Source organism: Rhodococcus sp. IEGM 1341 (assembly GCF_030056895.1).
GTDB lineage: Bacteria > Actinomycetota > Actinomycetes > Mycobacteriales > Mycobacteriaceae > Rhodococcoides.
Window position 1 is genome coordinate 96510 of sequence record NZ_JASHKV010000003.1, and the last position, 25484, is coordinate 121993.

Below are 25484 nucleotides of genomic sequence, written 5' to 3' on the forward strand. Positions count from 1 at the left end.
GATGGCCCCGACGGTCTTCTACCTCTCGCCTCTACCGAACGTCGGCGAGCTCGCGGTGCTCGACGGCAAGGAAGGACACCATGCCGCGACGGTGAGGCGCATCCGGGTGGGCGAGCGGGTGTTGCTCGGTGACGGAGCGGGCGGCCTGGCCGACACGGTCGTCGCCGCAGCGGAGAAGAACCGGCTCGAACTGACCGTGCAATCGCGCAGTGAGATGCCGCGCCCCACTCCGGTGGTGACGCTGGTGCAGGCATTGCCGAAGGCGGACCGATCGGAGCTCGCCGTCGAGCTGGCCACGGAAGCGGGCGTCGATGCTGTGGTGCCCTGGCAGTCCGCGCGATGCGTCGCACGGTGGGAGGGCCCGAAGGCAGCCAAGGGCGTCGCGAAGTGGCGCAGCACCGCGGCCGAAGCAGCCAAGCAGTCGCGTCGGGCATTCATCCCCGAGGTGTCCGAGCTGCACGATTCGCGGGAGGTCGACACCTTCGTACGCGGCGTCGTCGAGCGCGGCGGAATCGTCGCCGTGCTGCACGAGGCGGCTACTTCGGCGTTCCGGGACCTGCCGTTCGACTCGGTTCCCGAGGTCGTGATCGTCGTCGGACCCGAGGGTGGTCTCGACGACAGGGAGGTCGCCGCTCTCACCGAGGCGGGTGCGACGCCGGTGGTGCTGGGCCCGACGGTGCTGCGGACCTCCACGGCAGGAGCTGTGGCCCTGGGCGCGCTGGGCGTCCTGACCTCGCGGTGGACCCAACTCCCGCCCGACTTCCAGAACGCATGAGCGCGCGGATCAAGATCGCGTACGGCGATCATCCGGAGCAGTTCGGCCACCTCTACCTGCCGGCCGAGCCGATGGATCACCGGACGCCGGTGGTCGTGGTGGTACACGGCGGGTTCTGGAGCGGACAGTACGGGTCCAATCTGGGCACCCAGTTCGCCCGCGCAGTCGCCGGAGCCGGAGCGGTGGCGTGGAACATCGAGTACCGACGCGTCGGCGCAGGTGGGCACTGGCCGGAGATGCAGTCCGATGTGACTGCGGCACTCGACGTGGTTGCCGGGGAACTGCAGCAGCACGCCCCGGTCGGGATCGACGACGTCCGCGTCATCGGCCACTCCGCCGGCGGTCACCTGGCCGTGTGGCTCGGCGGCGAGACCGGCACGAAGGTCCGCCCGTCGCGCATCGTCTCGCAGGCCGGTGTACTCGATCTAGAGCCGCGCGGTGCGTCGGGACGGACGAACCCGGCGGTCGAGGCGCTGTTGCAGGCCCGATACGAGGACGACCCCGAGCTGTACCGGTCGGCCTCGCCTGCGGCACGCGCGCCCATCGGCATCCCGACGATCGCCCTGCACGGATCCGAGGACATCCAGGTGCCCGCGGCGCAGAGCGAGCGGTACGTAGCGCTGGCGCGCGCTGCCGGAGACGACGCCCGACTGACGACCGTGCCGGGGGAAGACCACTTCGCTTTCCTGAATCCCGATTCCCGGTGTTGGGCGCTCTCGCTCGACGCCGTGCTCGGTGCCACCAGCGAGTAATGGGAATGCGCATCGTTGCTGCGGCGTTAAACTCGATCCATACCAAATGCACGTCCGAGAAGCCGACACCAGAGAGCAGGCCATAGCCACCACGTGAGTGAACACAGCGAATTTCCCGCCGAGCGTGACGTTCGGTCCACCCTGGAACTCGCCCCCGAAGCAGTGATGCCACTGCTGGGACAGTCCGACGAGAACCTGCGGGCGCTCGAGCAGATGCTGACGGCAGATATCCACGTACGAGGAAACGCCGTGACGCTCACCGGAAAAGTGGCCGATGTGGCGCTTGCCGAACGGGTGATCTCCGAGTTGGCCGCGCTGGCCAAGCGCGCTCAGCCACTGACTCCCGATGCAGTGCGCCGATCGATCGCCATGCTCACCGAAGGCGTCTCGGATTCACCGGCCGAGGTGCTGAGCCTGGACATCCTCTCGCGCCGCGGCAAGACGATCCGGCCCAAGACGCTGAACCAGAAGCGCTATGTCGACGCGATCGACGCCAACACCATCGTGTTCGGCATCGGCCCGGCCGGCACCGGCAAGACCTACCTGGCGATGGCGAAGGCCGTGCAGGCATTGCAGACCAAGCAGGTCAGCCGCATCATCCTGACGCGTCCGGCAGTGGAGGCGGGGGAACGGCTCGGCTTCCTTCCAGGAACGCTGCACGAGAAGATCGACCCCTACCTGCGGCCGCTGCACGATGCGTTGCACGACATGATGGACGACGAGGCGATCCCGAAGCTAATGCAAGCAGGCGTCATCGAGGTCGCCCCGCTCGCCTACATGCGCGGACGCACTCTCAACGATGCATTCATCATTCTCGACGAGGCGCAGAACACCACCGCCGAGCAGATGAAGATGTTCCTGACCCGACTCGGATTCGGGTCGAAGATCGTCGTCACCGGCGACGTGACCCAGGTCGACCTTCCCGGAGGTGCGCGATCGGGGTTGCGGGCAGCCTCGGAGATCCTCACCGACGTGGACGACATCCACTTCGCGCAGCTCACCAGCAGCGACGTGGTGCGCCACCGCCTGGTCTCGGAGATCGTCGACGCCTACGAGCGGTTCGAGTCGACATCGGAAGGCGTCATTCCCAACAGGGCGCAACGCCGCACCGGTGGACCGCGTTCGGCGAGAAGATGATTCAGACATACGGACCGACAGATGCAGGCAACGAGAGCGTGGGTAGTGGCTAGATGAGTATCGAAGTGTCCAACGAGTCGGGGATGGACATCTCCGAACCCGAGCTGGTCTCGGTCGCGCGGTTCGCGATCGCCGGCATGGACGTGCATCCCGCTGCGGAACTGTCGATGGTGCTGGTGGATTCGGCAACGATGGCAGATCTGCACATGCGGTGGATGGATCTGCCCGGCCCGACCGACGTGATGTCGTTTCCGATGGACGAGCTAGAGCCGGGCGGTCGTCCCGATGCGCCCGAGCCCGGGCCGGCGATGCTCGGCGACATCGTGTTGTGCCCGTCGTTCGCCGCGGATCAGGCTGCCGCAGCGGGGCATTCGCTCGAACACGAGCTCGCTCTGCTGACCGTGCACGGTGTGCTGCACCTGCTGGGTTACGACCACGCCGAGCCGGACGAAGAGAAGGAAATGTTCGAGCTGCAGAACCGTCTGCTGGCCGAATGGTACGAGGACGCCAGGCGCGCGGAGGAGGCCGCCGAACAGGCCGCCCGCGACGCCAGGCTACTCGGCAAGGCCGGTTTCGTCGACGGACTCGACCGATGATCTGCGTCGTCGAACAGGTGCAAGTGTGGGGTCCTAGCGCGTGAGCAGTGCTGTTGCGCTCATCGTGTTCGCTGTCCTTCTCGTGCCTCTCGGAGGCCTGTTCGCTGCCGTCGATTCTGCGCTGAACACGGTCTCACGTGCGCGAATCGACGACATGGTCAAGGACGAGCGCCCCGGTGCCACCGGCCTCGTCGTCGTGGTCGGTGACCGCCCGCGATACGTCAATCTGATGGTGCTGCTGCGCATTCTGTGCGAAATCGGCGGCACCGTGTTGCTCGCGGGTGGCCTGACGCAGTTGATCGATTCGACCACCGCATTGGTGATCAGCGCGGTGGCCATGGTGTTGGTCAGTTACGTCGTGATCGGTGTCGGTCCGCGAACCCTCGGTCGGCAGAACGCGTACTCGATCGCGTTGGCGGCCGCATTGCCGTTGCGTGCACTCGGGTGGCTCCTCGGACCGATCAGCAGACTGCTCATCCTCATCGGCAACGCGATCACCCCCGGTAAGGGATTTCGCAACGGCCCCTTCGCCTCCGAGATCGAACTCCGGGAACTGGTGGACATGGCCCGCGAGCGCGGCGTCGTGGCCGACGACGAACGGCGGATGATCCAATCGGTGTTCGAGCTGGGTGACACCTCCGCCCGTGAGGTCATGGTCCCGCGCCCCGAGATGGTGTGGATCGAGTCCGACAAATCAGCAGGACAGGCCACCTCGTTGGCTGTGCGCAGCGGCCACTCCCGCATTCCGGTGATCGGCGAGAACGTGGACGACATCGTCGGCGTCGTGTACCTCAAAGATCTTGTGCAGCAGACGTATTACTCCACCGACGGTGGCCGCGGAGTGCAGGTGTCCGACCTGATGCGGCCGGCTGTCTTCGTTCCCGACTCCAAGGCACTCGACAGTCTGCTCGCCGAGATGCAGCGCGATCGCAACCACATGGCCCTGCTCGTCGACGAGTACGGGGGCATCGCCGGGCTGGTGACCATCGAGGACGTGATCGAGGAGATCGTCGGCGAGATCGCCGACGAATACGATTCCGACGAAGTCGCGCCCATCGAGGAACTCGACGACGGACGCTATCGGCTGTCCTCGCGGGTGCCACTCGAAGACCTCGGCGAGATCTTCGGCATCGACATCGAATCCGAGGAAGTCGACACCGTCGGCGGACTCCTCGGTTACGAACTCGGCCGAGTACCGTTGCCCGGTTCGCAGGTGATCACCCACGGCCTGCTGCTGCGTGGAGAAGGTGGAGCAGATCCCAAGGGGCGCGTCCGCATCGCCACGGTCCTGGTCGAAAAGCTCGAACCCGAAGAAGATTCCACCGAGGACGACGGCTCGTCCGAGGCCACTCGTCAACACTGAAATCTGGAGGTGCTCTTGTCCGAGCAGAACAACGGTGAGTTCCGATCCGGATTCGTCTGTTTCGTAGGCCGACCCAACACCGGCAAGTCCACGCTGACCAATGCGTTGGTGGGATCGAAGATCGCCATCACGTCCTCGCGTCCCCAGACGACGCGGCACACCATTCGCGGCATCGTGCACCGAGAGCACGCCCAGCTGATCCTGGTCGACACCCCCGGCCTGCACCGACCGAGAACGCTACTGGGGCAACGCCTCAACGACCTGGTGCAGGACACCTACTCCGAGGTCGACGTCATCGGACTCTGCATCCCCGCGGACGAGAAGATCGGGCCCGGCGACCGGTGGATCCTCGAACAGGTGCGGCACATCGCGCCCAAGACGACGCTCATCGGAATCATCACCAAGATCGACAAGGTCAAGAAGGAACGCGTCGTGCAGCAGTTGATGTCGCTGTCGAAGCTGCTCGGCGAGAATTCGCATGTCATCCCGGTGTCCGCCGAATCGGGCGAGCAGATCGAGAAGCTCGTCGACCTGTTGGCGTCGGAACTGCCACCGGGCCCGGCGTTCTACCCCGACGGTGAGCTCACCGACGAGCCCGAGGAAGTCCTCATGGCCGAGCTCATCCGTGAGGCCGCTCTCGAAGGTGTCCGCGACGAGCTGCCGCACTCCCTTGCCGTCGTCATCGACGAGGTCTTGCCTCGTGAAGGCCACGACAACATGCTCGACGTGCACGCAATCCTCTACGTCGAGCGATCGAGTCAGAAGGCCATCATCATCGGCAAGGGTGGCTCGCGACTCAAAGAGGTCGGCACCGCGTCGCGACTGCAGATCGAGAAGCTACTCGGTACCAGGATCTACCTGGACCTGCACGTCAAAATCGCCAAGGACTGGCAGACCGACCCGAAGCAAATGGGCAAGCTCGGGTTCTGACCTGGAGCGGCTTCGCCGCATGTGCACGGCTGGACCCATCGGTCGTTCCGCAGGCTTCACTCCTGTCCCGTAGTGGGCTACGAGGTTTCGCTCACCTGGGTCCACCAGGGATCGGGGCGCTTGCGGTGCCACTGCAGCACGTTCTCGAGTTGAGCGGCAACGGAAACGAGCAGCGGCTCGGAGGATTCGTGGCCCATCAACTGCAGGCCGATAGGTAGGCCGGCGGCGGTGAATCCTGCGGGCACGTTGACGCTCGGCCACCCCAGCACGTTCCACGGCCACGTGTAGGGGCAGTGCTCGGTGATGACTCGATCGGTGTCGGCGTTGGAGATGCCGTCGATGGCCTCGATCCGGGGCGGCGGGGTGGCGGTCGTCGGGGCGAGCACGATGTCGTACTCGTCGAAGAACCGGCCGACACGACGCCCGATGCGAGGTTCGGCGGCGCGTGCTGCGCGCAGCGGTGCCCCGGCCAGAGCCCGGCCGCTCTTGGCGTTGGCTCGGGTGCGTGGGTCGGCGAGAGACGGATCGGGGAGACGGTCGAGCCAGGTCGCCACACCTGCCAGTGAGCGGGGTAAGAAGTTGAGCCCCAACAACATTCCGTATGCCGGATCGTCGACGACCACTCGGTGCCCGAGTAGCCGCAGTACCGCGGCCATCTGATAAGCGGCACCAGCGATCTCCGGGTCCAGCGGGGCAGGCGTCGGAATGAACGGCTTACGCAGGCTCAGCGCGATCCGCAGCGAACCGGGGTTGCGTCCGACGGCATCGGAGACCGTCAGCGGCGTCGGACGATGCAGATCTCCGTCGTGACTGCCCGAGACCACGTCGAGGAGCAGTGCCGCGTCGGCCACGGTACGCGCGAGCGGGCCGATGACGGTGATGCCGTTGAACGCCTCGGGCTCCGGCCACGACGATATGCGTCCGCGTTGCGGCTTGATCCCCACGAGATTGGTCCACGAGGCCGGAATCCGCACCGAGCCGGCACCGTCGGAACCCAGAGCGGCAGAGACCAATTCGGCAGCCACCGCGGCAGAACTGCCACCCGAGGAGCCGCCCGGAGTGCGCTCACGGTCCCACGGATTGCGGGTGTGCCCGAAGGTACCGCCGGTGAACGGCCACTGGCCGAGCTCCGGGCTGTTGGTCTTTCCGACGATGACGGCTCCGGCCGCACGCAGTCTATGTACCACCTCCGAATCCGTGGTGGCAGGTGGAAAGTTGCCCGCGCATCCGAAGGCGGTCGGTTCCCCGGTGACGTCCACGTCGTCCTTGACGGCAACGGGAACGCCGAGCAGGGGAGCGGTGGTGCCGGCGGCCCGCAGACGATCCGCTTCGGCCGCCTCGGCGAGGGCTGCATCGCGGCGCACGATGCGGAACGCGTTGAGCGTGGGTTGGCTCTTCTCGATGCGATCGAGTGATTCGGAAACCGCCTGTACCGACGTGATGCGACCCGACGCGAGAGCGGCAGCCTGAGCAACGAGAGTCGACCGATGGAAATCCACGCCTGCACAGTATCGACTCCTCGTCAGCGCGGGAACGGTCACCGCCGCAGCCCGCGTGGGACACTGGATGACGTGAGGCCATACCGTGACAACGCAGTCGTCCTGCGCCAGCACAAGCTGGGTGAGGCCGATCGCATCGTCACGTTGTTGACCAGGGAGAACGGAATCGTGCGGGCCGTTGCCAAGGGAGTTCGCCGCACCAAATCCAAGTTCGGTGCGCGGCTGGAACCGTTTGCGCACATCGACGTTCTGCTCTATCCGGGACGCAACCTCGACATCGTCACCCAGGTGCACACGGTCGACGCGTTCGGCGGAGACATCGTGGCCGACTACGGTCGCTACACCACCGGTTGCGCGGTTCTCGAAACTGCCGAACGGCTGGCGGGCGAGGAGCATGCACCCGCGCAGCGGCTGCATCAGTTGACCGTCGGTGCCCTGCGTGCCCTCGCACAGCACGTCAGGCCTCCCGAGCTGGTGCTCGACGCGTACCTGCTGCGCGCGATGGGTTTCGCCGGATGGGCTCCCGCACTGACCGACTGCGCGCGGTGCGCAGCGGTGGGCCCACATCGAGCGTTCCATGTCGCGGCCGGTGGAGCCGTGTGTGTGCATTGCCGACCGCCGGGATCGGCGACGCCGTCGACCGGGGTTCTCGATCTGATGGTTGCGCTCGAGCGCGGGGAATGGGACTACACCGTCACCACCTCCGATGCCGTCCGCAAGCAGGCCAGTGGACTGGTGGCGGCGCATCTGCAATGGCATCTGGAACGACAGCTGCGCACGCTTCCGCTCATCGAACGCTCGCACCCGCATCAGGTACCGCTGGCGCAACCTGACTCCGTGTTCGCCGACACCGTCGGGCAGGATGGGAACCGTGATTCGACGACGAGAGCAGGGGCCTCGGCCTGACGAACAGTCGACGGTGCGCCCTCCCGATCGGCATCCGTCGGGCGCTCGTCCGCCGATCCTGCAGCCGGAACTGATACCTCGCCACGTCGCACTGGTGATGGACGGCAACGGTCGGTGGGCACAGGATCGCGGTCTGCCGCGCACCGCAGGACACGAGCAGGGTGAAGCGGTGCTCATGGACACCGTCTGCGGGTGCATCGAGATCGGGGTGCAGTGGCTGTCCGCGTACGCCTTCTCGACGGAGAACTGGAAGCGCAGTCCCGACGAGGTCAAGTTCCTGATGGGCTTCAATCGTGACGTCATTCGTCGGCGGCGCGACGAGATGAACGAGATGGGGGTCCGGGTTCGCTGGGCCGGCCGTCGACCGAGGTTGTGGGGCAGCGTCATCAAGGAACTCGAAGTCGCCGAGGAGTTGACGAAGCACAACACCGTGATGACGTTGACGATGTGCGTCAACTACGGTGGCCGGGCCGAGATTGCGGACGCCACAAGGGAAATCGCCAGGCAGGTGGCTGCGGGCAAGCTGAACCCCGAGAAGATCACCGAGGCCACCGTCGCCAAGTACCTCGACGAATCGGATATGCCCGACGTGGATCTGTTCCTGCGTCCGTCGGGGGAGCAGCGGACGTCGAACTTTCTGCTGTGGCAGTCGGCCTACGCGGAGTTTGTCTTCCAGAAGAAGCTCTTCCCGGATTTCGACCGTCGGGATCTGTGGGAGGCGTGTATCGAATACGCCTCGCGGGACCGACGATTCGGTGGAGTCAAGTATGAGTGACACCGCGAACGGGACGCCGGACGAGGGGCTTTCGTTGCAGACCCGTGCCCAGTTGGCGCTCTCGCAGTTCGCGACGGTCACACTCGGTGAGGAGGGTTCTCTCGGTTTCGACTATGCGGGTGCTCTGTGCTCGCTGCGTGCCGTGCGACTCTCGCCCGACCTCGAGGTGCTCTCGCTCACTGCAGTTCTGGCGTGGGACCGGCCGTTGAAGCCGGCTCTGCACAAGAAAGTCGCCGACCGCAATGCGGATTCGCAGTTCGGTGCCATCTCGGTCAATACTCACGACAAGCTCGCGGATGTGCTGTTGCGCTACACCTTTCCTGCGAACGGGTTGGACGACGAGGCGATGCTGACGATGCTCATCCTGGTGCTCGCCGGAGTCGAAAAGGCGCGCGAGGGCCTACTGCCCTGATCGGTCAGCTAAGGTTTGCCTGTACTTACTTCCCAGTAGAGGCGGATGCGATGACTGTGCGGTGGACCCGAATGCTCACGGCGGTGGTGGCGGTGATCGCCCTCGGTGTCGCCCTGACGGCTTGCTCGACTGCCGACACCGGCGACACGGCGACGCAATCGGCGGACGGAGTATTCCCGGTCGTCATCGATCACATCTACGGCAGCACGACCATCGCCGAGAAGCCCACGCGCATCGTCACGCTCGGGGTGTCCGACGCCGATGCCGTCATCGCGCTCGGCACAGTACCCGTCGGCAACGCCGGGTACACGTTCTACGAAACCGGACTGGGTCCGTGGACCGACGAGTTGGTGGGGGACGCACCGTTGACGCTGCTGGGCTCCGAGTCCGAGCCGAACTTCGAGCTGATCGCCTCGCTGGCACCGGATCTGATCACCGGGCTCAACGCGGGCTTCGACGAGGCCACGTACGCCAGGCTCAGTGACATCGCCCCGACGGTCGCTCGACCGGCCGGATCGGCCGCCTACGCCGTCGATCGCGAGGTGGCCACCGACACGATCGCTCGCGCACTGGGCGAATCAGAACGTGGCGAGGAGCTGAACGCGCAGACCACCGCTGCGCTCGAACAGGTGCGAGCCGCACATCCGGAGTTCGCGGGTAAGACTGCAGCCGTGGTGCTTCCGTACGACGGCCAATTCGGTGCATATCTGCCCGGTGATGCCCGCGGCACGTTCGTCACCTCGCTGGGCTTCGAGATTCCGGAACCGATTCTGGCCCAGGACGACGGGACCAACTTCTTCGTTCCGGTCTCGGCAGAGAACATCTCGCAGCTCGACGCCGACGTGGTGCTCTACCTCGGTACCGGCGACGACATCGACGTCGTGGCCGAGAACCCGATCTTCGGAACGCTGACAGCCGCCCGAAACGATGCCATCGTTCCGTTGTCCATCGATCAGCGTGGAGCGATCACGTACAACTCGGTGCTGTCGATTCCGTTCGCCATCGACGCGGTGGTGCCTCGCGTGGCAGACGCCGTCGCCTGAGCGGATTCAGCGAGCGGCAGCGCTGCACTGACTGCAGGTGCCGAAAATCTCGATCGTGTGGCTGACGTCGCTGAAACCGTTGGATTCGGCGACGCTCTGCGACCACTTCTCGACAGTGGGGCCTTCCACCTCGACGGTGAAACCGCACGAGCGGCACACCAGGTGATGGTGATGTCCCGAGGAGCAGCGCCGGTAGACCGACTCCCCGTTGTCGGTGCGCAGTACGTCGACCGTCCCGGCGTCCGCCAAGGTCTGAAGTGTGCGATACACCGTGGTGAGGCCGATACCCTCACCGCGCTTGCGTAATTCGTCGTGCAGATCCTGTGCGGACTTGAACTCTTCGATGGTGTCGAGCAGGTCCGAGATCGCGCTGCGCTGCTTGGTGGCTCGCACCCCGACGACGACGGGTCGTCTGGGGGTGGCGGTGTCGGTGGACTTGTCGGTCACAGGTTCCGGCCTTCCTCGGCGTGGGCCACGGCGTCGACGACGATGTGGGAGAGGTGATCGTCGACCAACCGGTACAGGACCTCGCGTCCGTTGCGTTCTCCGCGCACCACACCCGCTGCCTTCAGTACCCGAAGGTGCTGGCTGATCAACGGTTGCGTGACACCGAGGGCGACGACGAGTTCGTGGACGCACCGCTCGGACTCGCGCAGCTGCAGCACGATGGCGATGCGTACCGGGGCCGCCAGTGCCCGCAGGATGTCGCCTGCCGCAGCCAGAGTTTCCTTCGGCGGAATGTGAGCCGGGGGAGCGTCGGCGAACGGATCGCCGGAGTGCAACGGATGCTCGGGGTCTTGCCGGTGGGGCGAACTTGCTTCCACTGTCGAGTCCGTGGACACGGTTGCGGCTCCTTCGGCCGCCGGTTCGTTGCCGGCGGACTCTCCCTGCACGATCGACGTCATGGCACCAGGTTAGTGCGGTAGTTGTTATTGCAAATCGTATTCATTGTGATATGCACAAGTGCGCATGTCAACTTCCGCACTCGACCGCTGTTCGGATTCGACCGCCGAGCCAGATAGTCTGATCAGGGCGAAAACGCCCACGTCACCTCTTACACGATGTAACCGAAGATGGAGAGCTCCGCCAGTGGCACCCAAGTCCAAAGTCGAAACCGTCGCCAACCTCGCCAAGCGCAGAGGCCTCGTCTACCCGTGCGGCGAGATCTACGGCGGTACCAGGTCGGCCTGGGATTACGGTCCGTTGGGCGTCGAGCTCAAGGAGAACATCAAGAAGCAGTGGTGGCGCAACATGATCACCAGCCGTGACGACACCGTCGGGCTGGACTCCTCGGTGATCCTGCCGCGTGAGGTGTGGGAGGCGTCGGGCCATGTCGAGACGTTCTCCGACCCGCTGGTGGAGTCGCTGCACACGCACAAGCGGTACCGCGCCGACCACCTCATCGAGGCCTACGAGGAAAAGCACGGCCACCCGCCGGAGAACGGCCTCGCCGACATTCGCGATCCCGAAACCGGTGAGCCCGGCTCCTGGACCGAACCGCGTGCATTCTCGGGCCTGCTCAAGACCTTCCTCGGCCCGGTCGACAACGAAGAGGGCCTGCACTACCTGCGTCCCGAGACCGCACAGGGCATCTTCGTCAACTTCGCCAACGTGCTGACCACCTCACGCAAGAAGCCGCCGTTCGGCATCGGCCAGATCGGCAAGAGCTTTCGTAACGAGATCACGCCCGGAAACTTCATCTTCCGCACCCGTGAGTTCGAGCAGATGGAAATGGAGTTCTTCGTCAAGCCGGGCGAGGACGACGAGTGGCATCAGTACTGGATCGACTACCGCATGAAGTGGTACACCGACCTCGGTATCGACCCGGAGAACCTGCGGCTCTACGAGCACGCCAAGGAAAAGCTGTCGCACTACTCCAAGCGCACCGTGGACATCGAGTACAAGTTCGGCTTCCAGGGCAGCGCGTGGGGTGAGCTCGAGGGCATCGCGAACCGCACGGATTACGACCTCTCGGTGCACTCGAAGGCGTCGGGCCAGGATCTGAGCTACTACGAGCAGGCCACCGACACCCGTTACACCCCGTACGTCATCGAGCCTGCGGCCGGTCTGACGCGTTCGCTGATGGCGTTCCTCGTCGACGCGTACACCGAGGACGAGGCACCCAACGCCAAGGGCGGCGTCGACAAGCGCGTCGTGCTCAAGCTCGACCGTCGTCTGGCCCCGGTGAAGGTCGCGGTGCTCCCGCTCTCGCGTAACGCCGATCTGACGCCCAAGGCGAAAGATCTCGCGCAGCAACTGCGTCAGTACTGGAACGTCGAATTCGACGACGCCGGAGCCATCGGTCGCCGTTACCGTCGTCAGGACGAGATCGGCACGCCGTTCTGCATCACCGTCGACTTCGAGACTCTCGACGATCACGCCGTCACCATCCGCGAGCGCGACACCATGGCGCAGGAGCGTGTGGCACTCGATCAGGTCGAGGGCTACATCGCGTCCCGTCTGATCGGCGCGTAAGAGCGTCATCAACCGACAGGGCCCGATCTCTTCGTGAGATCGGGCCCTGTCGTCTGTCTGTCTGGAAACTAGAAACGGCCGCCGCCACCGCCGAAGCCGCCGCCGCCACCACCGCCGCCGAAGCCCCCGCCACCACCGAATCCGCCACCGAATCCGCCGCCACCCCCGCCGCGCAGCACACTGTTGATCAGGATGCCGCCGAGGACCGCGCCGGCGATGTTGCCGCCGCTACTGCCGCCGCGCGGACCGTGGCGATTCTCCCAGTTCTGCACGTCGGACTGGGCGATCTGCGATGCGCGCGAGGCCAATTGGCTGGCAGCGTGAGCGTGCTTGAGGGCCTCGTCCGGGTTCTCGGGTTCGAGCTGACGCGCCGCACCGAGGTGTCGTTCGGCCTCGGACAGGCGCGTTCTGGCGTCCGCACCCACTCCGCCGCGGCGCGTCGAGATGTAGTCGGCAGCGGCGGTGATCTGCGCCTGGGCGGCCGCGATATCGCGATCCAGGCGGGCCCGAAGTTGGTCCTCGGCGGCCTTGTCCGCCGACGCCTCGTCGACGATCTTCTCGAGTTCGGCATCGGCTTCGGCGAGGGCGGTGTAGCTGCCGAGAGGGTCCGAGGACTGCGCCGTCTCCGCGTTCTTCAATGCCGTCTGTGCGGCTGTCATGGCTGCCTGCAGTTCGGCCCCGCCGTGTTCGGCCAATCCACGAGCCTGCTCGATGTCGCGTCTCACGTCCGCGATGGCGTCGGGCAGGGTTGCGATGGCATGCCTGATGTCGTCACGGGCATGGTCGACGCCGTCCAGCAGGGTCGTGGCCTGGTCGACGGCTCGCTCGGCCGTGCGAATCGCGGTGACCGCCGGCCCCTGCTTGCCGGGCGGAAGTGCCGCCGCCGAGCGTCCGGCCTCGATGTTCTCCTCGGCCAGCGCCATCCGCTCCTTGGCCATCGTGACGTTGTCGGCAATCGAGTTCAGCGCCGATTCGGAGAAGTCCGAATGCAGCTGAGCAAGAACCGATTCGGACTGCGGAATTCTCACCGTCAAGCCGACGACTGCCTGGGTCAGCTCGTCGAGGTGGGCGTCGGCGTTCATCACGAGATCGCGGAACCCGTCGAATTCCTCCACCCGCGAATCGAGTTCGCGATCGGCCTGGCCACACGAGGAGATGATCTCGACGAGCATCGCCCGTCGCTGCTCGGGTGTTTCCGGGATGGCGTCGTCGAGGCGTTGACGAATCTCGAACGCCGAGGCCAGGGCTTTCTTGGCGTTGTCGTAGGCGGTGATGAACGGCGCGGCCGCGGAATCTCCGAATTCTCCACGGGCGAGGTTCAGTTCCTCTTCGCTGGCGCGCACCGCGTTGTCGGTCTCGATCAGGATTTCCTTGGCCCGCGTGTCGAGGACGTCGATGGGGAAGGCGGCCAGTGCGGCCGGGTCGCTCGGGTCGATCTTCGCCACGGCCTCGACCTCTGCGGCGACGCGGGCCTTCTTGCGGCGCGACGAGTAGACGACGGCTCCGCCGCCTGCCACGGCCAATGCGCCGACGCCGATCAGCAGCGGTGCCGACGAGCCACCGCTGCCGCTCGAGGCGTACGCGTCGCCGAGTGCACCGGCGGCCGCAATGGCTGCACCGGACCAATCTTCCTCGCGCAGTGCAGGTTCGACATCGTCGACGCGGATCGAATCTTGTTCGGAGGTGGTGATCTGAGACAGGCCGGTGTTCACCGCGAGGTAGTACGAACGGTCCACGGTGGCCACGGCGAGCAGAACGTCGCGCTGGCCGAGGTCGCTTCTCTGGTACGTCTGCTCGGCCCAGTTCGCCGCCGACATGTTGTCGAAGTCCGCGACATAGGTGACCCACAACCGAACCTGGCTGCTGCCGTAGAGATCGTCGATCGAGGTCTGCACCTCGGCGAGTGCATCCGGGTCGAGTGCCTGGACGTTGTCGGTGATCTGTGTGGCCAGCCGCGACGGAGCCTCGGCGGATGCAACTCCCGGCGCGAGCAGGACCGCGGCGAAGAGGGTCAGAGCACCCACGGCGGCGAGACGACGAAATCGATGGATTGCTTCTCGAACGACTGGGGCGCTGGTGTGCCGCCGGTGCTGGACTGCCATGGCCTGAAATCTACCGGCTGCGCGCCCGTGAGATCGAGCAGGTCGATCCGGATGCATGACAGTTGTCACCTCGCAATCGTGACGGCCGAACGAGGTCGGAGCCGCTCGGCCGCAGCAGAGTGATTCCCATGACCACAACGAAAGCAGTCGAACTGCGAAGCGTCACCAAGACCTACGGCTCGGTCCGGGCTGTCGACGGGCTGAGCCTGTCCATCGAACCGGGCGAGGTCGTCGCATTCCTCGGACCGAACGGAGCGGGAAAGACGACCACCATCGACATGATGCTCGGCCTGGCGACACCCACCACCGGGACGGTCTCGGTGTTCGGGGGAACGCCCGCCGACGCCATCGCGCAGGGGCGCATCTCGGCCGTCATGCAAACCGGTGGGCTGCTTCGCGATCTGACCGTCCGCGAAACCGTCGAGCTGACCTCCGCGCTGTTCGCCCACACCCGCTCGGTGAAGGAGGTCCTCACCCGGGCCGGCATCGCCGATATCGGAGACCGTCGAGTGGCGAAATGCTCCGGCGGTCAGCAGCAAAGGCTTCGATTCGCGCTCGCACTGCTGCCCGATCCGGATCTGCTGGTCCTCGACGAGCCGACCACCGGCATGGACGTCGAGGGGCGCCGCGACTTCTGGAACGCCATTCGCCAGGACGCCAGCACCGGCCGCACGGTGCTTTTCGCAACGCACTATCTCGACGAGGCCGACGCCTACGCAGACCGGATCGTGCTGGTGCGGCACGGCAAGATCGTCGCCGACGGCAGCGCCGCCGAGGTGAAGAACCTGGCCGCGGGACGCACCGTCACCGCCACGCTGCCCGGCGTCGACCAGTCGGTGTTGCTGGCTCTGCCGGGGGTGGACCGCGTCGACACACGTGGCGATCGGGTGATCGTGCACGGACGCGACTCCGACGCCGTGGCCCGGTACCTACTCAACGATGCACACGCGACCGATCTGGAAATCGTCTCGCGCAACCTCGAAGACGCATTCCTCGCCCTGACCACCGATTCCGAAAACGACACAGCCGAAAACGACCTCGCCGGGAGCATTCGATGACCACGACCGCACACTCCGCAGCCACCCGTACCTCTGCCAGAGCCGTTGCCTGGGGCGGTTTCTCGCCGACCTTCCTCGGACTCGAGATCCGCAGGCTCTTCCGGAACAAGCGAACTCTGATCTTCACGTTGGTGATGCCGCCGGTGTTCTTCGTCATCTTCGGCACGCAGTCCGACTACCGGACCAACTACCCGTTCGCGCACGGCAACGTCACCGGTTACATCGCCATCAGCATGGCCGTCTACGGCGCGATGCTCGCGACCACGAGCGGGGGAGCGATGGTGTCGGTCGAACGGGCGCAGGGGTGGAGTAGGCAGCTCCGCCTGACGCCGTTGAAGCCCGTGGCCTACATCATCACCAAGGTTCTGGTGGCCATGACGATGGGTGCCGCTGCGATCGTCGTGGTGTTCGTCGTCGCGAAATTCTTCGGGGCGGACATGCCGATCTGGGTGTGGATCAGCTGCGGAGTGATCGCGTGGCTCGGCTCTGCAGTGTTCGCCGCGTTCGGGCTGTTCATGGGCTACCTGCTGCCCTCGGAGAACGTCATGCAGATCCTCGGACCGGTGCTCGCCTTCCTGGCGTTGGCCGGCGGACTGTTCGTCCCGCTCGGTGACAGCGGCTGGTTTCCGATGCTGGCCCAGTTCACCCCGCTCTACGGCCTGGCGACCGTGTCCCGGGCACCGTTCACCTCGGCCGACACCGGCACCCTGGTGATCGCCGTGGTGAACCTGGTGGTGTGGGCGACGGTGTTCGTCGCCGGAGCGGCGCTGCTGTTCCGGAAAGACACCAAGCGTGCGTGAGACCGAAACCGCTGATCATGTCGTCCACAGAGATACCGTGGGCGACATGACCACGTTCACCGCCGACCTTCCCGAGGGACGGATCTGGCGGTTCGGCTGGATGTTCGGTGCCATCTGGCTGGTGTACCTGATCTATCCGTTGAACGACATCCTCGCTCTGGAATACACGCCGGCGAAGGTTGCCGGGGTCATGACGATCGTTGCCTTCGGTGCCGTGTTCACGTCCACTTTCTGGCGTTTTCGTAACGGACACCGCAGAGGAAAGCCGCTGCCGGTCTCCCAGGCGTGGATCGCGCTCGGAGTCATGATCACGCTGACCGTGCTCATGAGCGTATGGATCGGAACTACCGCATTCGGCGCGACCGTCTACATCGCAGTACTGGCCATGATGACCCTGCCGGTCAGGCAAGCGTGGGTGTTGGTGTTGGTGATGGTCGCGCTTGTCGAAGCGGTGCCACGCTTCATCTCGTCCTGGGAGCCCGACACCTTCTTCGCATTTCAGCTGCTGATCAGCGCGGCCGCGGCGTGGGGGATCACGCAGGTCTTCCAGCGAAATCACGAATTGGCCGTCGCCAGGCAACAATTGGCCGATCTGGCCATCGTGGCCGAACGCGAGCGTATGAGCCGGGACGTGCACGACATCCTGGGCCACTCGCTGACCGTCATCACCGTCAAGAGCGAACTGGCGGGCAGGCTCATCGAGATCGATCCGGCCCGCGCGGCCGTGGAGATCGCCGAGTTAGAAACCCTTGCTCGGCAAGCGCTCGCCGATGTGCGCAGTACCGTCGGGGGCATGCGCCAGGTCGACGTCGGATCCGAGTTGGCCAGTGCACGAACGGCTTTGACCGCGGCGGGGATCGAAGCAGATCTGCCCTGCGACGCCGACGTGGTGCCGCTGCGGCATCGAGAACTCTTCGGCTGGGTGCTCCGCGAAGCGGTGACCAACGTGGTTCGACACTCGCGTGCACGGCAGTGCAGGGTGACGCTGACGGCGTCGAGCATCTCCATCGTCGACGACGGGGTGGGACCGGCAGACCAGCAGTCCGGCGGCAACGGTCTGCGCGGTCTCGGTGAACGGGTGACGGCAGCGGGTGGTTCACTGACGATCGCCCGGGTGCCGACCGGTGGGTTCAGGGTGGAGGTACACGGTGAATAGGACGCAGGCGCGATGACCATCACGTTGTTGTTGGCCGACGATCAGGCCCTTGTGCGCGGCGCACTTGCGGCCCTGCTGGGGCTCGAACACGATCTCGAGGTCGTCGCCGAGGTGGGACGTGGAGACGAGGTTGCCGCCGCCGTTCTCGAACATCGACCCGACGTCGTCCTGCTCGACGTCGAGATGCCCGGCAAGAACGGTATCGAGGTCACCGCCGAACTGGCGCTCGTGGCCCCGCAGTCGAGGGTGCTGATCGTCACCACGTTCGGGCGACCCGGCTACCTGCGACGCGCCATCGATGCGGGTGCGTCGGGTTTCGTGGTCAAGGACACTCCCGCCAAGCAGCTGGCCGACGCCGTTCGGCGCGTACACATGGGGCTTCGCGTCGTAGATCCGACGCTGGCGACCGAAACCCTCACCGAAGGCGTCTCTCCGCTGACGGCCCGAGAGCAGGAGGTTCTCCGCGCGGCTGCCAGGGGCGGGACCGCTGGGTCCATCGCTGCTCAGGTCCACCTCTCGGAGGGCACGGTGCGCAATCATCTGTCGTCGGCGATCGGAAAGACCGGCACCAGTACCAGGGCCGAGGCGGTCCGGGTGGCCGAGGATCGGGGGTGGCTGTAGGTCGTTCGAGGCGCGCCGTGACGGTTCCGATGCCTGGGCCTGGCAAACTCGAGGAGTGAATTCAACTCTCGACCGAGATTCGTACGGTGATCCGTACGACGACCGGTATGCCCCGGACCCCGGTCCCGAGCGCCTCGGCTTCTTCGGAACGCTCGGACGCTGGACCGGTCGGCTGGTCGCGGGAGTGGTACTGATGTCGTTGGTGCTGGTCGCGGGAACAGCGGTGCGGGTATGGCAGGTGGCGCGCATCGACGACTACTCCAAGGCCGACGCCATCGTCGTACTCGGCGCTGCTCAGTACAGCGGCACACCCTCGACGGTGTTCGAGGCACGACTGTCCCAGGCCGCGTCGCTGTACGAGCAGGGAATCGCCCCCGAGATCGTCACGGTCGGTGGCAAACAGGAGGGCGACCTGTTCACCGAGGCCGCGTCGGGTCGCAACTATCTGATCGATCAGGGAGTTCCCGCCGACGCCATCATTGCCGTCGAGACCGGCTCGGACACCCTCGAGAGCATCGAGGCGGTGAGCAACACGCTGCGTGAGCAGGGCAGTTCGTCGGTGGTGTTGGTCAGCGATCCGTGGCATTCACTACGCACCCGAACCATGGCGCGCGACGCTGGCCTCGATGCCTGGACTTCGCCCACGCGCACCGGGCCCGCGGTCTACACCAGAGAATCCCAGGCACACGGAATCGCCAGGGAGACAGGCGCTCTGCTGTGGTATCAGCTGACCCACTTCACCGCGGACTTCTCCTACACGGCGGGCCAGTAGATGACCGGCACGTACTCGGCGCACGACGTCGAACGATTCGTCACCGAACCCCCGAAGACCGCAGGACTGCGGTCCGGGGCAGACAACGCCTCGCATCGAAGCGCGTTCGCACGTGATCGAGCGCGCGTGTTGCATTGCGCCGCATTGCGCAGGCTCGCCGACAAGACTCAGGTCACCGGTCCTCGAGACGGAGACACCCCGCGCACACGATTGACGCACTCGCTCGAAGTCGCGCAGATCGGCCGCAGCATCGCCGAGGGGCTCGGCAGCGATCCGGATCTGGTGGACCTCGCCGGGCTGGCGCACGACATCGGCCACCCGCCGTACGGACACAACGGCGAACGCGCCCTCGACGAAGTGGCTCAGGATTGCGGTGGGTTCGAGGGCAACGCGCAGAACCTGCGCATCCTGACCGGGCTCGAGCCGAAGATCCTCGACTCCGACGGTCGCAGCGCAGGACTCAACCTGACCCGGGCGTCGCTCGATGCCGCTACCAAGTACCCATGGATCAGGCCCGCCCCCGGCGCGAAGTTCGGTGCCTACGACGACGACTCCGCCATCTTGGGCTGGGTACGTGACGGCGCTCCGGACAAGCACAAGTGCCTCGAAGCGCAGAGTATGGACTGGTCCGACGATGTGGCGTACTCGGTGCACGACGTCGAGGACGGTGTGATCGACGCCCGCATCGACCTACGGGCGCTGTCCGATCCGATCGAGCGACGCGCCCTCGCCGAACTCGGCGTCTCGGAATTCCGCGGACTCGATGTGGAGGAACTGATCGAGGCCGCAGATCGACTGTCGAAGATGCCCGTCGTGGTCGCGGTCGGACGCTACGACGGCACTCTCGCCGCATCCGTGGCGCTCAAGCACATGACCAGCGAACTGGTAGGCCGCTTCGCCACCGCCGCCATCGAGGGCACCCACGAGAAGTACGGCACTGCGCCGCTGAGCCGATACGACGCCGATCTGGTGGTGCCGTCGATCGTCGGCTCGGAAGTGGCACTGCTCAAGACGATGGCGTTGCGGTACGTGATGTCCGATGCCGGACACAAGATCCGTCAGGAGCGCCAACGCGACCGTATCCACCGCGTCGCCGAGTGGTTGATGCGCTCTGCTCCTGGCGAACTGGACCCCATTCTGGTGCCTGCGTGGCAGCGGGCCGACAGCGATGCGGAACGGACGCGTGTGGTCGTCGACCAGATCGCCTCGTACACCGAAAGTCGACTCGAACTGATCGACAAGCGGTCACTCGGGGCTCAGGCCAGCTGGGGTTGATCGCTCCGCCGACCGAATGTGGGTAGGTCCGAATCGGGACTAGACTGCCCTTCGTGGCCGGCCGAATTCCTGAACGCGACATCGCCGCCATTCGCGAACGCACACGGATCGAGGACATAGTCGGCGACTACGTCTCGCTCAAGCGCGCGGGCGGCGATTCCATGAAGGGGCTGTGCCCCTTCCACGACGAGAAATCCCCGTCGTTCCATGTTCGCCCCAATCACGGTCACTATCACTGCTTCGGCTGCGGCGAGGGCGGTGACGCCTACTCCTTCCTGCAGAAGATCGAGCACATCTCGTTCGTCGAGGCCGTCGAGCAACTGGCCGACCGGCTTAACTATTCGATCTCCTACGAGGGCGGCGGCCCGTCGGTTCAGCGCGACCGCGGCACCCGTGCGCGACTGATCGCCGCCAACGCGGCAGCGCAGCAGTTCTACGCGGGCAGGCTCAGTGGCCCCGACGCACAGGCCGCGCGGGATTACCTGACCGAACGCAACTTCGACGGGCACGCTGCCCTTGCCTACGGCTGTGGGTACGCACCCGACGGCTGGGACACCCTCACCAAACACCTGCTGGGCAAGGGGTTCGAGGCCAAGGAGATCGTCGACGCGGGGCTGGCGACACCCGGCAAGCGCGGAACGCCCATCGACCGCTTCCGGCGCCGGCTGGTGTGGCCCATTCGCAGCCAGAGCGGCGACGTCATCGGCTTCGGCGCGCGCAAGTTGTTCGACGACGACACGATGCCGGGTAAGTACATCAACACCCCGGAAACCATGCTGTACAAGAAGTCTCAGGTGTTGTTCGGCCTCGATCTTGCGCGCAAGGAAATCGCGAAGTCCCATCAGGCCGTCATCGTCGAGGGCTACACCGACGTGATGGCGATGCATCTGGCAGGCGTCAAGACTGCGGTGGCGTCCTGTGGAACCGCATTCGGCGAGGACCACCTGGCGATGCTGCGCCGACTGATGATGGACGACAGCTACTTTCGCGGGGAAGTGATCTACACCTTCGACGGCGACGAAGCCGGCCAGGCCGCCGCGATGAAGGCGTTCGAGGGTGATCAGAAGATCGCCGGTCAGACGTTCGTCGCCGTCGCCCCGGACGGAATGGACCCGTGCGACCTACGGCTGAAGTCCGGCGACAACGCCGTTCGCGATCTGGTCGCCAGGCGTACCCCGATGTTCGCCTTCGTGGTCAAATCGCTTCTGCGAGAACATGATCTGGACACGCCAGAGGGACGCGTCGAGGCGTTGAAGCGAACCGTCCCGGTGGTTGCCCGCATCAAGGACGCGTCGTTGCGGGACGAGTACGCCCGGCAGTTGGCCGGGTGGACCGGCTGGGACGACACCGCGATGGTGCTCGCCCGAGTGCGCGACGAGGCGAAGAAGGGTGCCAGGGGCGACACGAGCGGCAAACGTGTCCCGTTCGAGAAGCGTCAGGCCGCTCCGGCACCGGCCCCTACGGGTCCTCCGCGTCCCAACCCCACCGATCCGACACTGTGGCCGCAGCGAGAAGCGCTCAAGGCGGTGCTGCAGATGCCTGCCGTGGCAGGCACGGTCTTCGATTCACTGCCGCCGGAGAGCTTCCACCATCCGGCGTATTCGGCCGTCCGCGACGCGGTGGCCGCTGCCGGCGGCACCGCTGCAGGCCTGGGCGGAGGGGAGTGGGTCGACGCCGTCGCAAAACAGGCCAAGGACGCCGTTGTCGTGTCGTTGGTGACCGAGTTGGCCGTCGACCCGATGCGCGTGGCCGACGACGCCCTCACCCGCTACATCTCGGGCGTACTCGCACGGCTGCAGGAGGTGTGGGTCGGCCAACAGGTGGCCGAACTGAAGTCGAAACTGCAGCGTATGTCCCCGGTGGAGAAGCCCGACGACTACAACGCGTTGTTCGGCGACCTCATCGCCCTCGAGCAGTACCGCCGCAGTCTGCTCGAGCTCGCCGTCGGAAGTGTGGCCGAGGTCGGTTAGCGCCGCAGCTGATCGCGGGGAACGAAGACCTGGGTCTCGTCGTCGATCGGCTGCATCGGCTCGAGCCGCGGTTGTGTGTTCAGGGAATCGGACAGCTTCTGGCGGCCGACCTCGATCGCCTTCTTGGTGGCGGGGCTCGACGCAACGGCGTTCGCCGTCTTGCGAATCTGCTCGTACCGGCCCCGTCCTGCCTTGGCACCGAGCACATAAGCAGCTCCAGCCGCCAGTACCAAACGAATCATCAGTAGGTCCTTCCGTAGAGCGTGCGGCTGTTCTTCCATCTTGCCCGACGAACCTCGAGCAGGGCGATTTGGTACTCGGCAGGGGGTGTGCGCTATTGTTTCCAACGGCTCGCACGAGAGTGTGACGCCGCGAGGTAATCCCCCATAGCTCAATTGGCAGAGCATTCGACTGTTAATCGAAGGGTTCCTGGTTCGAGTCCAGGTGGGGGAGCGCAGTCCCCGTTCGGTTCGCCCGGGCGGGGATTTTTGCTGTCCGGAGTGAGCCGCACGAGCCCCCGGCACCGCCCGTGAACGTGGCGAAACAAGTGGTACCGAGAGTTCGAGTCAGTTAACAGATCGTGATGGTTATTTCTGTATATCGATTGAATGAATCCCACCAACCGATGCCAGTTTTGTCGGTCTCCCGCGACATACTGAACGAGCGATCCCGGTGGCTCAACAGTGCTATAAAAAGCCGGGTCGGTCGGTTTTAAGGGGCTTCATGAGTTTGAGTTACGCAGCAACGGTTCCACGGCACCTCGTGCATCGGAGGTCGCCGGGCGACGTTCTGTTGACCGATTACGAGACCGTCGAGGGCACCCATCGGGCGGCCGTTCAGTTCCCCACGTCGCATCGCATGTTCGCGCCGGTTCGCAGAACCCACGACTCGTTGATGGTGGCCGAGGCTCTGCGTCAAGCGATCAGCCTCTTCTGCCACGTCAACCACGGGGTGCCACTCGATCATGTGGTGTTCATCGAGCACTCCCGCTTCGAGATCCTGGACCCGCTCTCGGTCGACGACATCGACGATTCGCTTGTCGCAGAGTCGATCACGACCGACGTGGTGTTCGAGAACGAGTCGCTCGACAACATGAAGCTGTCGGCCCGGCTCCTGAACGGCACCCACCTCGTCGCGTCGGGGACGGCGTCGGTCCGGACCATCGGACCCGAGGTGTATTCGCAGTTCCGCAAGTCAACTGTTGCCGACCCCCACTTCCGTTTCCTGCCGGCCGGAACCGAGGTGGTCCCGGCGTCCTCCGTCGGCCGTCTGGATCCGTCCGACGTGGTGCTGGCACGGCACACATCCGACGGCACCATCGTCGTCGCGCCGGATCCGCGAAACCTGGCGATGTTCGACCATTCGGTCGAGTATCTGCCGGGAGTGACGATGCTCGAGGCAGCCCGTCAGGCTCTGCGTCTGGCGACCGAAACACCGACGTTGGATTTCACCTCCTGCGAGGTGAGATTCATGGGATTCGCGGAGTGGACCAACCCGTGCACGGTGATCGTCGACACGGCCTCCACCGACGGCGTCTTTCGGATTCAGTTCGAGCACGACGGGGAGGTGCTGTCGGCGATGTCCGTCACGGTGACGTCCGAACCGTGGTTGGCGCCTACCGATCGCTCCAGTCGATAAGGGCGTCTTCGGCGACTGCCATCACGCGCGCGAGGCGTCGGCGCGGCACCACCGAGGGCAGCAACATCTGCCACATCTCGGTCAGCCGCTGCTGTAGATCGGCGCGTCCGGTCAACATCTCCGAGACCGTCTGGACGCCGGTGAACGAGGCGACGATGTATCGACCGAGCGTGTGCGCGTCGATACCGTCGACGATGTCGCCCTCGGACTGGGCACGTGCGGCCAGATCGCCCATCTTGCCGATCCAGTCCTCGAACGCGCGCGCATTGGGGCTGTCCGCGATGGCCGACTCCAACGTCAACCGCATACCCCCGCGGGCGATGGATTCGGTCTGCAGTTGGCGTCCCAACTCCTTGCTCACCAGGATCAAGGCATCCAAGGCCTTCGGCGTCCGCTCCATGATGAGGGCACTCGCGCTCGCCGCCATGGACAGTTGCGCGTCGATAACTGCCTGCGCCAGATCTTCCTTGGACGAGAAATGAAAGTACATCGCGCCTTTGCTGACCCCGGCATGGGCGATGATGGTGCTCAAACTTGCTGTGCCGTAACCGAACTTCTCGAAACTGGCGGCGGCCCCTTGGAGTACGGCCTGCCTGGTGGACGCTGCACGCTCCTGCATCGGTAGACAATAACTGTTACCCGGGTTCGCGGCACGACGGCGCGAAGGACTTCTCCCTCCGATTCGATGGCAGGCTGAGGCGATGGTCCACACCAGTGCAGGAATTCTGTTGTATCGCGTCGGTGTCGACGGTCCGGAAGTCCTGATCGCTCACCCCGGAGGACCGTTCTGGGCGCGTAAGGACGACGGAGCCTGGTCCATCGTCAAGGGGCTGATCACCGATGGTGAAGACCCCTGGACGGCGGCGCGACGGGAATTCCGAGAGGAAGTCGGTGTCGATGTGCCGGCCGGAGAACACGTCGAACTCGGCACCGTCAGGCAGCGCGGCGGCAAGATCGTCATCGCGTTCGGCGTCGAGGCCGATCTGGATGTCTCGAATGCGGTGAGCAACACATTCGAGATCGAATGGCCGCCGAAATCCGGTCTCATGAAGTCGTTTCCCGAGGTCGATCGCGTCGAGTGGTTTCCGCTGGCGCAGGCGAGAACGAAACTGCTCGCCTCCCAGCACCCCTTTCTGGACGCGGTGGAGGCGGTTGTCGCAGCACCGTAGTTTCGGTGCGGGTTCCCGGGGTATCCACCGGCCGGAAATGGCGAGGGTCGCGGATGCAGAGTGGGAAACAGATCATGACACCTACGGGTACGGCAGGCGTGACTGCTCACGCGGAGACTGCTCTCGTGGAGACAGTGTGGGGCGGCCGGATAGTGGCATCGGGGTTCGTGGTTCTGGCCACAGGACTGTCGTGGGTCTTCGTCGCGTCGGCAATGATCGGACAGTGACCGAGAATCGGTCGGCCGATACTGCTCGGCGAC

27 protein-coding genes and 1 tRNA gene are annotated in these 25484 nt (G+C 65.3%); 22 read left to right on the top strand and 6 right to left on the bottom strand.

Going from position 1 to position 25484, the window contains the following annotated elements; translation table 11 throughout:
- Position 1: 1 nt before the first annotated feature.
- The 6 genes from QM615_RS09860 to era all read left to right on the top strand — a co-directional run bounded on the left by QM615_RS09860 (position 2) and on the right by era (position 5553).
- Positions 2–775, top strand: coding sequence for a 16S rRNA (uracil(1498)-N(3))-methyltransferase (locus QM615_RS09860; protein ID WP_149406203.1), 774 nt, complete (start codon positions 2–4; stop codon positions 773–775).
- Entirely contained in the window at positions 772–1527 is a 756-nt protein-coding gene (locus QM615_RS09865) for an alpha/beta hydrolase family protein (RefSeq protein ID WP_149406202.1), read from the top strand. Before QM615_RS09860 ends, QM615_RS09865 begins: the two co-directional genes overlap by 4 nt.
- 93 nt (positions 1528–1620) lie before the next feature.
- Entirely contained in the window at positions 1621–2664 is a 1044-nt protein-coding gene (locus QM615_RS09870; protein ID WP_032394544.1) for a PhoH family protein, read from the top strand.
- Positions 2665–2717: 53 nt separating this feature from the next.
- Positions 2718–3260 carry an rRNA maturation RNase YbeY gene (gene ybeY, locus QM615_RS09875; protein ID WP_068052336.1) on the top strand — a complete coding sequence of 181 codons (543 nt, stop codon included), beginning with the start codon at positions 2718–2720 and terminating at the stop codon, positions 3258–3260.
- 40 nt (positions 3261–3300) lie between these two features.
- Entirely contained in the window at positions 3301–4623 is a 1323-nt protein-coding gene (locus QM615_RS09880) for a hemolysin family protein (protein ID WP_149406201.1), read from the top strand.
- 15 nt (positions 4624–4638) lie between these two features.
- The gene (gene era / locus QM615_RS09885) at positions 4639–5553 is read left to right on the top strand and encodes a GTPase Era (RefSeq protein ID WP_068052356.1); all 915 of its coding nucleotides are present in this window, start codon (positions 4639–4641) and stop codon (positions 5551–5553) included.
- A 77-nt stretch (positions 5554–5630) separates the two neighbouring features.
- On the opposite strand, the gene QM615_RS09890 is transcribed toward era, so the two are convergent.
- Positions 5631–7052, bottom strand: coding sequence for an amidase (locus QM615_RS09890; protein ID WP_149406200.1), 1422 nt, complete (start codon positions 7050–7052; stop codon positions 5631–5633).
- Between the two features lie 72 nt (positions 7053–7124).
- Between QM615_RS09890 and recO the strand changes: the two genes are divergently transcribed.
- From recO to QM615_RS09910, 4 genes are read left to right on the top strand one after another with little or no spacing between them, the layout of a single operon-like run.
- Positions 7125–7958: a DNA repair protein RecO gene (gene recO, locus QM615_RS09895; protein ID WP_149406199.1), complete on the top strand. Its 834-nt coding sequence runs from the start codon at positions 7125–7127 to the stop codon at positions 7956–7958.
- Positions 7915–8733, top strand: a complete 819-nt coding sequence (locus QM615_RS09900; protein ID WP_149406198.1) for an isoprenyl transferase — start codon at positions 7915–7917, stop codon at positions 8731–8733. Before recO ends, QM615_RS09900 begins: the two co-directional genes overlap by 44 nt.
- Positions 8726–9145: a hypothetical protein gene (locus QM615_RS09905; RefSeq protein WP_149406197.1), complete on the top strand. Its 420-nt coding sequence runs from the start codon at positions 8726–8728 to the stop codon at positions 9143–9145. The genes QM615_RS09900 and QM615_RS09905 overlap by 8 nt, the downstream gene beginning before the upstream one ends.
- Before the next feature lie 50 nt (positions 9146–9195).
- Entirely contained in the window at positions 9196–10188 is a 993-nt protein-coding gene (locus tag QM615_RS09910; protein WP_149406196.1) for an iron-siderophore ABC transporter substrate-binding protein, read from the top strand.
- 6 nt (positions 10189–10194) lie between these two features.
- Here QM615_RS09910 and QM615_RS09915 read toward each other — a convergent pair whose 3' ends face one another.
- A complete protein-coding gene (locus QM615_RS09915) occupies positions 10195–10635 on the bottom strand; it encodes a Fur family transcriptional regulator (RefSeq protein ID WP_037193030.1) in 441 nt (146 codons plus the stop codon).
- Positions 10632–11093, bottom strand: a complete 462-nt coding sequence (locus QM615_RS09920) for an ArsR/SmtB family transcription factor (protein ID WP_306437454.1) — start codon at positions 11091–11093, stop codon at positions 10632–10634. Before QM615_RS09920 ends, QM615_RS09915 begins: the two co-directional genes overlap by 4 nt.
- Before the next feature lie 184 nt (positions 11094–11277).
- Between QM615_RS09920 and QM615_RS09925 the strand changes: the two genes are divergently transcribed.
- A complete protein-coding gene (locus tag QM615_RS09925; RefSeq protein ID WP_149406195.1) occupies positions 11278–12663 on the top strand; it encodes a glycine--tRNA ligase in 1386 nt (461 codons plus the stop codon).
- A gap of 68 nt (positions 12664–12731) precedes the next feature.
- Here the strand turns inward: QM615_RS09925 and QM615_RS09930 are convergent, their stop codons facing one another.
- Positions 12732–14765, bottom strand: coding sequence for a TPM domain-containing protein (locus QM615_RS09930; protein WP_262498380.1), 2034 nt, complete (start codon positions 14763–14765; stop codon positions 12732–12734).
- Between the two features lie 128 nt (positions 14766–14893).
- Between QM615_RS09930 and QM615_RS09935 the strand changes: the two genes are divergently transcribed.
- From QM615_RS09935 to dnaG, 7 genes are read left to right on the top strand one after another with little or no spacing between them, the layout of a single operon-like run.
- The gene (locus QM615_RS09935) at positions 14894–15823 is read left to right on the top strand and encodes an ABC transporter ATP-binding protein (protein WP_149406194.1); all 930 of its coding nucleotides are present in this window, start codon (positions 14894–14896) and stop codon (positions 15821–15823) included.
- A complete protein-coding gene (locus QM615_RS09940; protein ID WP_149406193.1) occupies positions 15820–16623 on the top strand; it encodes an ABC transporter permease in 804 nt (267 codons plus the stop codon). Before QM615_RS09935 ends, QM615_RS09940 begins: the two co-directional genes overlap by 4 nt.
- Positions 16624–16669: 46 nt before the next feature.
- Positions 16670–17779: a sensor histidine kinase gene (locus QM615_RS09945; protein ID WP_149406192.1), complete on the top strand. Its 1110-nt coding sequence runs from the start codon at positions 16670–16672 to the stop codon at positions 17777–17779.
- 12 nt (positions 17780–17791) lie between these two features.
- Positions 17792–18400 carry a response regulator transcription factor gene (locus tag QM615_RS09950; protein ID WP_149406191.1) on the top strand — a complete coding sequence of 203 codons (609 nt, stop codon included), beginning with the start codon at positions 17792–17794 and terminating at the stop codon, positions 18398–18400.
- A gap of 55 nt (positions 18401–18455) precedes the next feature.
- A complete protein-coding gene (locus tag QM615_RS09955) occupies positions 18456–19172 on the top strand; it encodes a YdcF family protein (RefSeq protein ID WP_149406190.1) in 717 nt (238 codons plus the stop codon).
- Positions 19173–20447 (top strand): deoxyguanosinetriphosphate triphosphohydrolase, encoded by a 1275-nt coding sequence (locus QM615_RS09960; protein WP_149406189.1) that lies wholly within the window; start codon positions 19173–19175, stop codon positions 20445–20447.
- A gap of 53 nt (positions 20448–20500) precedes the next feature.
- A complete protein-coding gene (gene dnaG, locus QM615_RS09965; RefSeq protein WP_149406188.1) occupies positions 20501–22417 on the top strand; it encodes a DNA primase in 1917 nt (638 codons plus the stop codon).
- On the opposite strand, the gene QM615_RS09970 is transcribed toward dnaG, so the two are convergent.
- Entirely contained in the window at positions 22414–22659 is a 246-nt protein-coding gene (locus tag QM615_RS09970; RefSeq protein ID WP_068052299.1) for a hypothetical protein, read from the bottom strand. The two genes, dnaG and QM615_RS09970, sit on opposite strands and share 4 nt — an antisense overlap.
- A gap of 138 nt (positions 22660–22797) precedes the next feature.
- On the opposite strand from QM615_RS09970, the gene QM615_RS09975 reads away from it, so the two are divergent.
- Positions 22798–22870 (top strand) — tRNA-Asn (locus QM615_RS09975).
- A 270-nt stretch (positions 22871–23140) separates the two neighbouring features.
- The gene (locus tag QM615_RS09980) at positions 23141–24055 is read left to right on the top strand and encodes an AfsA-related hotdog domain-containing protein (RefSeq protein ID WP_149406187.1); all 915 of its coding nucleotides are present in this window, start codon (positions 23141–23143) and stop codon (positions 24053–24055) included.
- Here the strand turns inward: QM615_RS09980 and QM615_RS09985 are convergent.
- Positions 24033–24674 carry a ScbR family autoregulator-binding transcription factor gene (locus QM615_RS09985; RefSeq protein WP_149406186.1) on the bottom strand — a complete coding sequence of 214 codons (642 nt, stop codon included), beginning with the start codon at positions 24672–24674 and terminating at the stop codon, positions 24033–24035. The genes QM615_RS09980 and QM615_RS09985 overlap by 23 nt on opposite strands.
- Before the next feature lie 82 nt (positions 24675–24756).
- Here QM615_RS09985 and QM615_RS09990 point away from each other — a divergent pair, with 82 nt between their 5' ends.
- Entirely contained in the window at positions 24757–25224 is a 468-nt protein-coding gene (locus QM615_RS09990) for an NUDIX hydrolase (RefSeq protein ID WP_149406185.1), read from the top strand.
- A gap of 74 nt (positions 25225–25298) precedes the next feature.
- The gene (locus tag QM615_RS09995) at positions 25299–25451 is read left to right on the top strand and encodes a hypothetical protein (protein WP_156516304.1); all 153 of its coding nucleotides are present in this window, start codon (positions 25299–25301) and stop codon (positions 25449–25451) included.
- The last annotated feature ends 33 nt before the right edge of the window (positions 25452–25484 follow it).

Bases quoted from the DNA above. Each gene is read 5' to 3' on its own strand.
- QM615_RS09995 (WP_156516304.1), top strand. From the start codon at position 25,299: ATGACACCTACGGGTACGGCAGGCGTGACTGCTCACGCGGAGACTGCT.
- QM615_RS09940 (WP_149406193.1), top strand. From the start codon at position 15,820: ATGACCACGACCGCACACTCCGCAGCCACCCGTACCTCTGCCAGAGCC.
- QM615_RS09970 (WP_068052299.1), bottom strand. From the start codon at position 22,659: ATGATTCGTTTGGTACTGGCGGCTGGAGCTGCTTATGTGCTCGGTGCC.
- QM615_RS09865 (WP_149406202.1), top strand. From the start codon at position 772: ATGAGCGCGCGGATCAAGATCGCGTACGGCGATCATCCGGAGCAGTTC.
- QM615_RS09930 (WP_262498380.1), bottom strand. From the start codon at position 14,765: ATGGCAGTCCAGCACCGGCGGCACACCAGCGCCCCAGTCGTTCGAGAA.
- QM615_RS09960 (WP_149406189.1), top strand. From the start codon at position 19,173: ATGACCGGCACGTACTCGGCGCACGACGTCGAACGATTCGTCACCGAA.
- ybeY (WP_068052336.1), top strand. From the start codon at position 2,718: ATGAGTATCGAAGTGTCCAACGAGTCGGGGATGGACATCTCCGAACCC.
- QM615_RS09985 (WP_149406186.1), bottom strand. From the start codon at position 24,674: ATGCAGGAGCGTGCAGCGTCCACCAGGCAGGCCGTACTCCAAGGGGCC.
- QM615_RS09935 (WP_149406194.1), top strand. From the start codon at position 14,894: ATGACCACAACGAAAGCAGTCGAACTGCGAAGCGTCACCAAGACCTAC.
- QM615_RS09990 (WP_149406185.1), top strand. From the start codon at position 24,757: ATGGTCCACACCAGTGCAGGAATTCTGTTGTATCGCGTCGGTGTCGAC.
- QM615_RS09950 (WP_149406191.1), top strand. From the start codon at position 17,792: ATGACCATCACGTTGTTGTTGGCCGACGATCAGGCCCTTGTGCGCGGC.
- QM615_RS09900 (WP_149406198.1), top strand. From the start codon at position 7,915: ATGGGAACCGTGATTCGACGACGAGAGCAGGGGCCTCGGCCTGACGAA.
- QM615_RS09905 (WP_149406197.1), top strand. From the start codon at position 8,726: ATGAGTGACACCGCGAACGGGACGCCGGACGAGGGGCTTTCGTTGCAG.
- QM615_RS09860 (WP_149406203.1), top strand. From the start codon at position 2: ATGGCCCCGACGGTCTTCTACCTCTCGCCTCTACCGAACGTCGGCGAG.
- QM615_RS09980 (WP_149406187.1), top strand. From the start codon at position 23,141: ATGAGTTTGAGTTACGCAGCAACGGTTCCACGGCACCTCGTGCATCGG.
- QM615_RS09945 (WP_149406192.1), top strand. From the start codon at position 16,670: ATGACCACGTTCACCGCCGACCTTCCCGAGGGACGGATCTGGCGGTTC.
- QM615_RS09910 (WP_149406196.1), top strand. From the start codon at position 9,196: ATGACTGTGCGGTGGACCCGAATGCTCACGGCGGTGGTGGCGGTGATC.
- QM615_RS09920 (WP_306437454.1), bottom strand. From the start codon at position 11,093: ATGACGTCGATCGTGCAGGGAGAGTCCGCCGGCAACGAACCGGCGGCC.